11 protein-coding genes and 1 tRNA gene are annotated in these 12,270 nt (G+C 63.4%); 7 read left to right on the top strand and 5 right to left on the bottom strand.

The window, feature by feature from the left end:
• Positions 1-12: 12 nt before the first annotated feature.
• The 4 genes from AC0L3H_RS08560 to glpK all read left to right on the top strand — a co-directional run bounded on the left by AC0L3H_RS08560 (position 13) and on the right by glpK (position 4,619).
• Positions 13-891, top strand: coding sequence for a carbohydrate ABC transporter permease (locus AC0L3H_RS08560; RefSeq protein WP_473585262.1), 879 nt, complete (start codon positions 13-15; stop codon positions 889-891).
• Positions 892-958: 67 nt separating this feature from the next.
• Entirely contained in the window at positions 959-1,240 is a 282-nt protein-coding gene (locus tag AC0L3H_RS08555) for a DUF2160 domain-containing protein (protein WP_128183044.1), read from the top strand.
• Positions 1,241-1,312: 72 nt separating this feature from the next.
• Complete coding sequence (locus AC0L3H_RS08550) at positions 1,313-3,037, top strand: ABC transporter substrate-binding protein (RefSeq protein WP_473517047.1); 1,725 nt, start codon at positions 1,313-1,315, stop codon at positions 3,035-3,037.
• An 88-nt stretch (positions 3,038-3,125) separates the two neighbouring features.
• Positions 3,126-4,619: a glycerol kinase GlpK gene (gene glpK / locus AC0L3H_RS08545; protein ID WP_473585161.1), complete on the top strand. Its 1,494-nt coding sequence runs from the start codon at positions 3,126-3,128 to the stop codon at positions 4,617-4,619.
• A gap of 65 nt (positions 4,620-4,684) precedes the next feature.
• On the opposite strand, the gene AC0L3H_RS08540 is transcribed toward glpK, so the two are convergent.
• Positions 4,685-5,290, bottom strand: a complete 606-nt coding sequence (locus tag AC0L3H_RS08540) for a BA14K family protein (protein WP_473585160.1) — start codon at positions 5,288-5,290, stop codon at positions 4,685-4,687.
• Between the two features lie 263 nt (positions 5,291-5,553).
• On the opposite strand from AC0L3H_RS08540, the gene AC0L3H_RS08535 reads away from it, so the two are divergent.
• Positions 5,554-5,629 (top strand) — tRNA-Lys (locus AC0L3H_RS08535).
• Between the two features lie 118 nt (positions 5,630-5,747).
• Here AC0L3H_RS08535 and dprA read toward each other — a convergent pair.
• From dprA to AC0L3H_RS08515, 4 genes are all read right to left on the bottom strand, one after another.
• Positions 5,748-6,872: a DNA-processing protein DprA gene (gene dprA, locus AC0L3H_RS08530; RefSeq protein ID WP_473585159.1), complete on the bottom strand. Its 1,125-nt coding sequence runs from the start codon at positions 6,870-6,872 to the stop codon at positions 5,748-5,750.
• Entirely contained in the window at positions 6,869-7,453 is a 585-nt protein-coding gene (plsY, locus tag AC0L3H_RS08525) for a glycerol-3-phosphate 1-O-acyltransferase PlsY (protein WP_473585158.1), read from the bottom strand. The genes dprA and plsY overlap by 4 nt, the downstream gene beginning before the upstream one ends.
• 145 nt (positions 7,454-7,598) lie before the next feature.
• A complete protein-coding gene (locus tag AC0L3H_RS08520; RefSeq protein WP_473585157.1) occupies positions 7,599-8,885 on the bottom strand; it encodes a dihydroorotase in 1,287 nt (428 codons plus the stop codon).
• Positions 8,882-9,844, bottom strand: coding sequence for an aspartate carbamoyltransferase catalytic subunit (locus AC0L3H_RS08515; RefSeq protein WP_473490223.1), 963 nt, complete (start codon positions 9,842-9,844; stop codon positions 8,882-8,884). Before AC0L3H_RS08515 ends, AC0L3H_RS08520 begins: the two co-directional genes overlap by 4 nt.
• A gap of 158 nt (positions 9,845-10,002) precedes the next feature.
• Between AC0L3H_RS08515 and AC0L3H_RS08510 the strand changes: the two genes are divergently transcribed.
• Both AC0L3H_RS08510 and AC0L3H_RS08505 read left to right on the top strand, forming a co-directional pair.
• Positions 10,003-11,631 (top strand): DNA alkylation response protein, encoded by a 1,629-nt coding sequence (locus AC0L3H_RS08510; protein WP_473490222.1) that lies wholly within the window; start codon positions 10,003-10,005, stop codon positions 11,629-11,631.
• Positions 11,632-11,783: 152 nt separating this feature from the next.
• Positions 11,784-12,203 carry a UPF0158 family protein gene (locus AC0L3H_RS08505; protein WP_473585156.1) on the top strand — a complete coding sequence of 140 codons (420 nt, stop codon included), beginning with the start codon at positions 11,784-11,786 and terminating at the stop codon, positions 12,201-12,203.
• Positions 12,204-12,270 lie beyond the last annotated feature (67 nt).

Below are 12,270 nucleotides of genomic sequence, written 5' to 3'. Positions count from 1 at the left end.
GAACGAACGCTGATGCGGCAGACCCCCGCCACAGCGGAAGCGCAGACGGCGAACGCCGCGCTGGCCCGCAAGATGCGGCGGCGCGGCGAGGAGTCGCGGTTCTGGTGGCTGGTCCCGACGATCTACATCATCTTCCTGATGCTGCCGATCTATTGGCTGGTCAATATGAGCTTCAAGACCAACCAGGAGATCCTCGGCGCCTTCTCGCTTTGGCCGAGAGACCCGACGCTTGCCAACTACGCGGTCATCTTCAACGATCCGTCCTGGTACAGGGGCTACATTAACTCGATCATCTATGTGGTTATGAACACGGTGATTTCCGTCACCGTAGCGCTTCCGGCAGCCTATGCCTTCTCGCGCTACCGGTTTCTCGGCGACAAACACCTGTTCTTCTGGCTGCTGACCAACCGCATGGCGCCGCCGGCGGTGTTCGCGCTGCCGTTCTTCCAGCTCTATTCGGCTTTCGGCCTGATCGACACCCACATCGCCGTGGCGCTGGCGCACTGCCTGTTCAACGTGCCGCTGGCGGTCTGGATCCTTGAAGGCTTCATGTCGGGCGTGCCGAAGGAAATCGACGAGACCGCCTATATCGACGGCTATTCCTTCCCGCGCTTCTTCCTCAAGATATTCATGCCGCTGATCGCGAGCGGCGTTGGCGTGGCGGCCTTCTTCTGCTTCATGTTCTCGTGGGTGGAGCTGCTGATCGCGCGGACGCTGACCACGACCGCGGCAAAACCGATCGCCGCGATCATGACGCGCACGGTCTCGGCCTCGGGCCTCGACTGGGGCGTGCTGGCCGCAGCCGGCGTGCTCACCATCATACCGGGCGCGCTCGTCATCTGGTTCGTGCGAAACTATATCGCCAAGGGCTTTGCCCTGGGGAGGGTGTGATGAAACGAACGCAAGAGTTCATGCGCAACACTATCGCCAAGGGCTTTGCCCTGGGGAGGGTATGATCATGAGCTTCACCTGGATGGCCTGGACCTGGCCGACCGCCGCCTTCTTCGGCACCATCTTCCTGCTGCTTTGCGGCATGGCGGTCTGGGAATACGCCTCGCCGGGCGGCAATCCGCGCATCGGCGTCTTGCGCTTCGAGACGACGCGCGGCGACCGTCTCTTCCTATCGCTGCTTGGCAGCGCCTTTATCCATCTCGCTTGGCTGGGTCTTGTCGGACCCAACCTGTGGTGGGCTCTCGCTCTCTCCGTGGTCTACGCCATCGGCGTGTTCCGCTACGTATAGAGGGGGAAACTGTTGGAGCATGCCCGGGGGCTGCTCCAGATAGCACTTGGAACTGAACAGTGGAGGAAACACATGCGAAGGCAATTTCTGACGTCAACGACCGCTCTGGTCCTGCTCCTTGGAGCGGGCCAGGCCTATGCTGGAATGGACGAAGCCAAGGCGTTTCTCGATGCCGAGATCAAGGACATGTCGACGCTCGATCGTGCAGCCCAAGAAGCAGAGATGCAATGGTTCATAGATGCTGCAAAGCCCTTTGCGGGCATGGACATCAAGGTCGTCTCGGAAACCATCGCGACGCACTCTTATGAATCGGCGACGCTGGCCAAGGCGTTCACCGACATCACCGGCATCAAGATCACCCATGATCTGATCGGAGAAGGCGATGTTGTCGAAAAGCTGCAGACGCAAATGCAGTCGGGCGAAAATATCTACGACGCCTATGTCAACGACTCCGACCTGATCGGCACCCATTGGCGCTACCAGCAGGCACGCAGCCTGACCGACTGGATGGCGAACGAGGGCAAGGACGTCACCAACCCGAACCTCGACCTCGCCGACTTCATCGGCACCAAGTTCACGACGGCTCCGGACGGCGACCTTTACCAACTGCCCGACCAGCAGTTCGCGAACCTTTACTGGTTCCGCTACGACTGGTTCAACGACGAGAAGAACAAGGCGGACTTCAAGGCGAAGTACGGCTACGACCTCGGCGTTCCCGTCAACTGGTCGGCCTATGAGGACATCGCCGAATTCTTCACCGGCCGCGAGATCGACGGCAAGAAAGTCTACGGCCATATGGACTACGGCAAGAAGGACCCGTCGCTCGGCTGGCGCTTCACCGATGCCTGGCTTTCGATGGCCGGCAATGGTGACAAGGGGCTGCCGAATGGTCTTCCGGTTGACGAATGGGGCATCAAGGTCGACGAGAAATCGCGGCCGGTCGGCTCCTGCGTGGCTCGCGGCGGTGACACCAACGGTCCAGCGTCGGTCTATGCCATCCAGAAATATCTCGACTGGATGAAGGCTTACGCTCCGGCCGCTGCCCAGGGCATGACCTTCTCGGAATCCGGGCCAGTTCCGGCGCAGGGCGAAATTGCCCAGCAGATGTTCATGTACACGGCCTTCACCGCCAACATGGTGGAGGACGGCCTTCCCGTCGTGAACGAGGACGGTACGCCGAAATGGCGCTTCGCTCCGTCGCCGCATGGCGTCTACTGGAAGGACGGGATGAAGCTCGGCTACCAGGACGTGGGTTCCTGGACGCTGCTCAAGTCGACGCCTGACGACCGCGCCAAGGCAGCCTGGCTCTACGCGCAGTTCGTCACCTCGAAGACAGTCGACGTTAAGAAAGCCCATGTCGGCCTGACGCTGATCCGCGAGAGCACGATCCAGCACAAGAGCTTCACGGACCGCGCCCCGAAGCTCGGCGGCCTGATCGAGTTCTACCGCTCGCCGGCCCGCGTCCAGTGGTCGCCGACGGGTACGAACGTCCCTGACTATCCGAAGCTGGCACAGCTTTGGTGGCAGGCGATCGGCGACGCCTCGTCGGGTGCCAAAACTCCGCAGGAGGCGATGGACTCGCTCTGTGCCGAGCAGGAAGAGGTGCTTGAGCGCCTCGAGCGCGCCGGCGTGCAGGGCGACATCGGACCGAAACTCGCCGAGGAAAAAACCCTCGAGGAGTGGAACGCCGATGCGGTCGCCAAGGGCAATCTCGCGCCGCAGCTGAAGATCGAGCCGGAGAAGGACAAGCCGCAGACCATCAACTACGACGAGCTGGTCAAGAGCTGGAGCAACTGAGCATCGGTCCGGGCGTTCGCGCCCGCATCGCACCAATCGGGGGAGGCGGCATCTTGCCGTCTCCCCTGTTTGCGCCGAGGGAGTGAGAATGACTGGCTTTATCCTAGCAATCGACCAGGGGACGACGTCGAGCCGGGCGATCCTGTTCGACGGTGACATGAAGGTCGTAGGCAGCGGCCGGAAGGAATTCACCCAGCATTATCCGGCCTCCGGCTGGGTAGAGCATGATCCGGAGGAAATCTGGTCGAGTGTTTTGGCGACGACGAAAGCTGCGCTGAAGAGCGCTGGCCGCGATGCATCGGATGTCGCGGCAATCGGCATCACCAACCAGCGCGAGACCGTCGTCATCTGGGACAGGGCGACCGGCAGGCCGATCCATAACGCGATCGTCTGGCAGGACCGCCGCACCGCGCCGCTGTGCCAGAAATTGAAGAAGCAGGGACTGGAGAAGAAGTTCACCAGGAAGACCGGCCTGCTGCTCGATCCCTATTTCTCCGGTACCAAGATCGCCTGGATGCTGGACAAGGTGAAGGGCGCCAGAAAACGCGCCGAGAAAGGCGAATTGCTGGCTGGCACCATCGACAGCTTTCTGATCTGGCGGCTGACCGGCGGCAAGGTGCACGCAACCGATGCCACCAATGCCTCGCGCACGCTGGTCTACAACATCGAAAGGAATGTATGGGACGACGAACTCCTGGCCATTCTCGGCATACCGGCAAAAATGCTGCCGCAGGTGAAGGATTGCGCCGACGACTATGGATTCACGGAGAAAAGCCTGTTCGGCGCAGAGATAAAAATCCTCGGTGTTGCCGGCGACCAGCACGCGGCGACTATCGGCCAGGCCTGTTTCGAGCCAGGCATGATGAAATCGACCTATGGCACCGGCTGCTTCGCGCTGCTCAACACCGGCAGCGATCTGGTGCGTTCGAAGAACCGTCTGTTGACGACCATTGCCTACAGGCTGAACGGCAAGACCACCTATGCGCTGGAAGGGTCGATCTTCATCGCCGGTGCTGCCGTGCAATGGCTGCGCGACGGCATCAAGGTGATCGGCAAGGCCGAGCAGAGCGGCGTGCTGGCGGCGAGCGCCGACCCGACCCAGCAAGTCTATCTGGTGCCGGCTTTCGTCGGGCTTGGCGCGCCGCATTGGGACGCCGAGGCGCGTGGCGCCATCTTTGGGCTGACCCGCAATTCTGGCCCGGCGGAATTTGCCCGTGCCGCACTCGAATCCGTCGCGTTCCAGACGCGCGACCTGCTCGACGCGATGCGCAGGGACTGGAAGGGCGCGTCGGCGAAGACCGTTCTCAGGGTCGATGGCGGCATGGTGGCGTCGGACTGGACGATGCAGCGGCTTGCCGACATTCTCGATGCGCCGGTCGACCGTCCGACCATCCTGGAGACGACGGCGCTCGGCGCGGCATGGCTGGCCGGCTCGAAGGCGGGCGTCTGGCCGAAGACAAGGGAATTCGCCAGGAGCTGGGCGCTGGAGCGACGGTTTCGACCGGACATGGATGCATCGGTCCGTTCCGCAAAGCTGGCGGGTTGGCGCCATGCTGTGCGCCGGACACTGAGCACGCTGTAGATTCGCACAGCAAAGAGCCTGCGCCGTTACCGGCGCAGGCTCTTTCAACAACCCGTTCCTTGTTATCAATAGGGCGAGATGCACTGCCGGCGGGGGCCGTAGTAAGGCTTAAACGTGTTGTCGTAGGCCCGGTAAGATCTGTAGCGGCTGTAGCACCACTCCACGTGCGCATCGCCGCGATAGATGCGGCGGCTCTGGTTGTTGATGATTGCGCCGGTGATCAGCGCGCCGGTAGCGAAGGCCGCCAGCGGGAACCAGAAGTCGTTGTAGCGGCGATAGCCAGGACGATAGTAGCGATAGCCGCGATAGCCGCGCCAATACCTGAAATCGTCGTTACGGGCGAAACGACGAAAATCGCGGCGGGAAAAATCGCGGCGGGAGAAATCGCGACGGAACTCGCGGCGAGAAAAATCGCGACGGAAATCACGGCGAGAGAAATCGCGACGGAAATCACGGCGAGAGAAATCGCGACGGAAATCACGGCGGAAATCGCGACGCGAGAAATCCCGGTTCCTCCACCTCCACCGTTCATCCTGAACGGTCTGGACATCCGACGAGACGTTCTGACCCAGCGGCACGTAGATGGGCTGGGCGTTGACGGGCACGATCTGCGCTACAGCGAATGATGCTGACAGCACGGTCGCCAGCAAGCCCGACATGATCCTGTTCATGGCCTTCTCCTTGATAGCGTCGTCCCTTGTAGCGACAAAAACGGGCAGGTTGCGCAATTGTTCCGCGAAAAATAGCAAGCTGCTGATTTGTAATACGTCTCGGCATTTGTGCGAGACAGCCGCTCCGATCTTGTCGAGACGGTTTGCGAGGCGTCATGAGACCGCGAAAAGTCCGGCTCGCGGGGCCTCTTTTTCCGGTTGACCGTTCGTGACACTCTCCCTATGTTCCGCGCAATTTCGAGGGCGGCATCCTGAGCCCGCGGGAGCGCGTAGCTCAGCCGGTAGAGCAACTGACTTTTAATCAGTAGGTCCAGGGTTCGAATCCCTGCGCGCTCACCATTTTTTTCTCTGAAAATCAACAGGTTAGCGTTCTTGTTCCCGGTCTAAAGCGAGATGCTTCATGACGCCTTGGGTTTTCCAGCAGCGTCGAGCCAGGTTCTCTCAAGAATCGTCTCGATCACACCAGCGAGACATTGCCGCCGGCGTGGCGCTCCAGCCGGCCGGCGAGGTCGAGTTCCAGCAGCACCATGAAAACCTGGGCGGGATGCAGGCCGGTGTGGCGGATGATTTCGTCGATCGCCACCGGCGTTGGGCCGAGCGCTTCGATGACGCGGGCGCGGTCGTCTTCGCCGGGTGGCGGTGTTGCCGAAAAGTCGGGCGGCTCTTCGAGCAGCGGCGTCCTTGGCGCCAGTTTGCCGACCAGCGGCGCGATCGCACCGGTAATGTCCGATGCCTCGGTGACCAGGGTGGCGCCGTCCTTGAGCAAGGCGTTGGCGCCGGCGGCGCGCGGATCGAGCGGCGAGCCGGGGACGGCGAAGACCAGCCGGCCCATCTCGCCGGCAAGCCTGGCGCTGATCAGCGAGCCGGAGCGCAGCGCCGCCTCGACCACGACCAGCCCCAATGCCGCACCGGCGACAAGGCGGTTGCGGCGCGGGAAATCCTGGGCGCGCGGCTGCCAGCCGAACGGCATCTCTGAAATGATGACGCCGCCGCGCTCGGCAATCTCGTCGCACAGTGCGGCATTCTCGGGCGGGTAGGGCTGGTCGAGGCCGCCGGCCAGCACACCGATCGTGCCTGACGCAAGGCTGCCCTGATGTGCTGCCGTGTCGATGCCGCGCGCCAGGCCGGAGACGATGCCGAAGCCGTCGCGGCCGAGTTCGGCGGCGAGCGTCCGCGCCATCTTGATGCCGGCCAGCGAGGCATTGCGGGCGCCGACTATGGCGACCGCCGGCAGCCGGAACACCGCGCCTTCGCCCTTGACCGCGAGCAGCGGCGGCGGATGGTCCATGCTTTTCATCAGCGGCGGATAGTCGGCCTCGCCAATGCCGACGAAGCGGGCGCCGGCGCGCCGTGCGGTCTCCAGTTCCGCCTCGGCCTCGGCCATCGTCGGGATGCGGACGGTCTTTCTGGCGCCGCCCGAAACCATCAGCTCGGGTAGCATCTCGAGCGCCGTCTCGGCCGAGCCAAAACGGTTGATCAGGTCGCGAAAGGTGGCGGGGCCAACATTCGGCGTGCGGATCAAACGAAGCCAGCTCAACCGCTGCCGGTCGCTGAGCCGCGTCCCGGCGGCGCGCTGGCTCACTCCCTGGTTCCGATCTTGTTCTCGGTGCCGGCCAGCAGCCGGGTAATGTTGGCCCGGTGTTTTATGATGACGATCAGGCTCATCAGCGCGAACGGCCCGGCAATCTCGGGCGTGCTGAGGACATAGAGCGCGATCGGCACGACGATTGCTGCCGTCAGCGCCGCCAGCGAGGAATAGCGGAACAGGAAAGCCATGGCCAGCCAGACGACGGCAAAGATCAGCGCCACCTGCCAGGCAGGAGCGATCAGCACGCCGAGATAGGTGGCGACCCCCTTGCCGCCCTTGAAACCGAGCCAGACCGGGAAGAGATGGCCGAAGAAGGCACCTAAGCCTGCCCAGAGCCCGAGCTCCGGGGCAAAGTAACCGGCGATCAGCACCGCCGCCGTGCCTTTCAGCGCGTCGAGCAGCAGCGTGGCGGCAGCCAGGCCCTTGTTGCCGGTGCGCAGCACATTGGTGGCGCCGATATTGCCGGAGCCGATGTTGCGGACGTCGCCAAGGCCGGCGGCACGGGTGATCAGGAGGCCGAACGGGATCGAGCCGAGCAGATAGCCGAACACCAGTGCCACGATGCCGTAAGCCATTGTTCCCCCGGATATGCCCTAAAGCGCGTCGCGTTTGACCGGCCTTATGCGACGCGCTTTAGGTTGCTGTTTATGCATGTCGTTATCGCAAAACCGCTGCGCACCCTCGGGTCAGGCCCGAGGGCATGCTTTTGCGCGACATGCATTAGGCTGAAAACACTGTGCGGCCCGCCACCATCGTTTGCAAGACCTTGCCCTGCAGCCGCGCGCCTTCGAAACAGGTGTTTTTCGAGCGCGAACGGATGCCGCTTTCGCTGACGATCCATGGCTCGTCGAGATCGACCAGCGCAAGGTCGGCGACCGCACCCGGCTTCAGCGTGCCGCCGGGCAGGCCGAACAGTCTTGCCGGCGCAGTGGACAACGTCTCAACCAACCTGAGCAGCGTCATTTCGCCATTGTGGTAGAGCCGCAGCGCCGCGCCGAGCAGCGTTTCCAGTCCGATGGCACCGGCCGCGGCGTCGGCGAAAGGCAGCCGCTTGGTGTCGACGTCCTGCGGGTCGTGCGAGGATACGATGATGTCGATGGTGCCGTCCTTGACCGCCTCGATCATCGCCAGCCGGTCCTCCTCGGCGCGCAGCGGCGGCGTCAGCCGGAAGAAGGTGCGGTATTCGCCGACATCGTTCTCGTTGAGCGACAGATTGTGGATCGAGACGCCTGCTGTGACTTTGGCGCCGTCGGCCTTGGCCCTCGTTACCGCGTTTGCCGCCATCGCAGTCGAAATCTTGGCCGCGTGATAGGCGCCGCCAGTCAGCCGCGCCAGCGCAAGGTCGCGTTCCAGCGGAATGGACTCGGCCTCGCGCGGAATGCCGGCAAGGCCGAGCCAGCTGGCATAGAGGCCTTCGTTCATGACGCCTGACGAAGCGAGTTCAGCGTCCTGGGTTTCATGCCCGATCACGCCGCCGAAATCGCGCGCATAGGTCAGCGCGCGGCGCATCACCAGTGCGCTTGCTATGGTGTGCCGCCCGTCGGTGAAGGCGATCGCGCCGGCCTCGCGCAGCAGGCCGAATTCGGTCATCTCGCGGCCTTCGAGCCCCTTGGTGATCGCCGCCGCCGGAAAGATGTTGACGACGGCCGTATCCTTGGCGGTGCGCAGCACGAATTCGACCAGCGCGACATTGTCGATCACCGGTTCGGTGTCGGGCATCATGACGATGGAAGTGACGCCGCCGGCGGCCGCCGCCACGCTGGCCGAGGCGATGGTCTCGCGGTGCTCGCCGCCCGGCTCGCCGATGAAGACGCGCGCATCGATCAGGCCGGGAATGATTGCCTTGCCGGCGCAGTCGATGACGGTAGCATCTTGCGGGGCGCCCTGGTTCAAGGCTGCCTTGCCGGCTGCGACGATCTTGCGGCCCTCGACAATGACAGTGCCGACCTCATCGATGCCGCGCGACGGATCAACGATGCGGGCCCGGCTGAAGACCGTTGTGCTCATCGGGCAAGTTCGCGATTGCGGCGGGGATCGAGCAGCGCTTCCATCACCGCCATGCGCACGGCAACACCCATCTCCACCTGTTCCTGGATGACGCTCTGCGGACCGTCGGCGATTTCCGAGGCGATCTCAACGCCGCGGTTCATCGGGCCGGGATGCATGACCAGGGCGCCGTCCTTGGCCGCCTTCAGCTTCTCGGCGTCGAGGCCGAAATAGTGGAAATACTCACGCACCGAAGGCACGAAGGCGCCTTCCATGCGCTCGCGCTGCAGCCGCAGCATCATCACCACATCCGCGTCCTTGAGCCCTTCGGCCATCGAACGGGTGACGATCACGCCCATTTTCTCGATGCCGGCGGGCAAAAGCGTCGACGGCGCCACGACGCGCACCTGCGCGCCGAGCGCATTGAGCAGCATGATGTTGGAACGCGCCACGCGCGAATGCAGGATGTCGCCGCAGATCGCCACGATCAGCTTCGACAGCGGGCCCCTGGCGCGGCGGATGGTCAGCGCGTCGAGCAGCGCCTGCGTCGGGTGCTCATGGGCGCCGTCGCCGGCATTGATCACCGAGCAGCCGACCTTTTGCGCGAGCAGCGCGGCGGCACCCGCCGACTGGTGGCGGATGATCAGGATGTCGGGATGCATGGCGTTCAGCGTCATCGCCGTGTCGATCAGCGTCTCGCCCTTCTTCACCGAAGAACTGGCCACCGACATGTTCATGACGTCGGCGCCGAGCCGTTTTCCGGCCAGTTCGAACGACGATTGGGTACGGGTCGAAGCTTCGTAGAACAGATTGATCTGGGTGCGGCCACGCAGCGTCGAGGCCTTCTTCTCCGACTGCCGCGAGATCGCGACCGACCGGTCCGCCCTGTCCAGCAAAAGCTCGATGTCGGCGGGGGAAAGATCGCGGATGCCCAGAAGATGGCGGTGAGGGTAGAGTGGCAGGGACGAAGCGTCGGTCATCTCAAGGCGCTGCTATAGGGTGGAGGACCTTTGGCTGCAAGCACCAGCTTTGGATTGCGGCCGTTCTCCCCGGTATTTTCGTCGCGCGCGTTGCGCGGCTTGGGCTATATCTAGCTGATGGCTTCGGATTCGTGGCCTTGTGATGATAAGGACAGTGTGTGACCGACGACGTGACGAACCAGCCGCCGCCGCTGGCAGGCGGCAACGCCTGGCGAGGCGATCCGTTGCTGATCCAGCTTGCCGAGCGTTTTTCCGATCCGGTGCGCAAGGATATCGATGGGCTTGGCCGTTTCGTGCTGACGCAGGAGGCGCAGGAACTGGCTCGCCTCGCCAATGTCGAGACGCCGAAGCTCAGGACCCATGACCGCCAGGGCCGGCGCATCGATCTGGTCGAGTTCCATCCAGCCTATCATGCGCTGATGCGCCGGTCGGTGGCGAACGGACTGCATTCGTCGGTCTGGGAAAATGGCGATGCCGAGATCGGCCGCCGTCATCAGGTGCGGGCCGCCCGTTTCTACCTGACGGCGCAGCTCGAAACAGGGCATCTCTGTCCCATCACCATGACCAGCGCCTCGCTGGCAGCGCTGATGGCAAGCCCAAAACTGTTTCGCGAATGGGCGCCACGGGTGACGACACGCAAATACGACCAGAGCCAGAAGCCGCCGGTCGAAAAAGCCGGGCTGACGCTCGGCATGGGCATGACCGAGAAGCAGGGCGGCACCGACGTCCGCGCCAACGTCACCAGGGCCGAGCGCGCCGGCAGCAGCTTCTATCGGCTGACCGGCCACAAATGGTTCATGTCGGCGCCGATGTCGGATGCGTTCCTGGTGCTTGGACAGGCGCCGGAAGGACTTTCGTGCTTTCTCGTTCCGCGCATTCTCGGCGATGGCTCGGGCAACGGCTTCCGCTTCCAGCGGCTGAAGGACAAGCTTGGCAACCGCTCCAACGCCTCGTCCGAAGTCGAGTTCGTCAATGCCATCGGCGAGATGGTCGGCGAGCCCGGGGCAGGCGTCAAGACGATCATGGATATGGTGACGCTGACCCGGCTCGACTGCGCGATCGCCTCGTCGGCGATCATGCGAGCCGGGCTGGCCGAAGCCGTCCACCACACCCGTCACCGCCAGGTGTTTGGAACCAATCTGATCGAGCAGCCGCTGATGCAGCGCGTGCTGGCCGACATGGCGCTCGACGTCGCCGCCGCCACCGCGCTGTCATTCCGACTGGCGCGCTCTTTCGACGAGGCGGCCGGCGATCGCGGCGAGGCGGCTTTTGCGCGCGCCATGACGCCGGTCGTCAAATACTGGGTCTGCAAGATCGCACCGCCGCTGCTCTATGAGGCGATGGAGTGTCTCGGCGGCAATGGCTATGTCGAGGAGGCCCCGCTCGCCCGCTACTATCGCGAAGCTCCGGTCAACGCGATCTGGGAGGGATCCGGCAATGTCATGGCGCTCGATGTGCTGCGCGTGCTGGGGCGTGCACCCGGCCTGTTCGAGGAGGTGCTGTCCGGCATCGATCGCGATCTCGGCGCCGGCGGACGCGGCACCGTCGGTGTGCTCAAGGCAGCCATGCAGGTCGCGGCAACCGACGAGGGCTCGGCGCGTCTGCTCACCGAGCAACTGGCGCTGTCGGCGGCGGCGGCGGAGCTTCGCAGGCTGGGGGCAGGGCGGATCGCCGACGCCTTCGTCGAGACGCGCCTCGCCGGCCAGTGGCGCAACACCTATGGCATGCTCGATTCACGCCATGACGCGCGCATGATCATCGACACGCTGTACCCACCGGTCACCTGAAGCGACTTCGGCAAGGTTTCTCGTCGTCTGTCACGCCGCTAGATGATTGCGAGCGCGGCGCAAACAATCTGAGACTGTGGGAACTCCCACGTTCGCGCCCGATTAGATAGGGTTTATACGGCGACGACAGGCTCATGCGCAGCGAGATGGGAATGGCAGTCAATTTCAGCGAGCTTCTGGACGCGTTCGAATTCGTGAACTCCGGCGGAGCCGGCGAAAATCAGGCCTATCTGTGCAAGGAGACAGGCAAGATCTACTGGCATTCTGACTGGGCGGACAATGTTGAAGAACTGCCTGACGACGTCGAGGACAGCGAGAGATACATCGCCATCCCGGACAAGCGCGAGCTCGATCTCGGCAAACCGCTGGTGCTGGCATTCGCGCGCCACCACCTGCCCGACGAATACGACAAGGTTCGAGAGATCTTCAGCCGGTCGGGTGCCTATGCCCGCTTCAAGGATCTTTTGGAGCACAGGGGCGCCAATGATCGATGGTACGAGTTCGAGCAAAAAGCCACGGAAGAGGCGTTGAAGACCTGGTGCGCGGATAACGACATCAAGGTCAGCAGCTGAAGTTGAGGTATCAAGCGTCTGGTGGTGTCAGGATCGTTCCGATGACTGGCCCCAGGGCCTATTGGGG

The organism is Mesorhizobium sp. WSM4816 (genome assembly GCF_055811535.1).
Note: the sequence above shows the minus strand (reverse complement) of the source record. Positions and strands in the feature narration are given on the sequence as shown.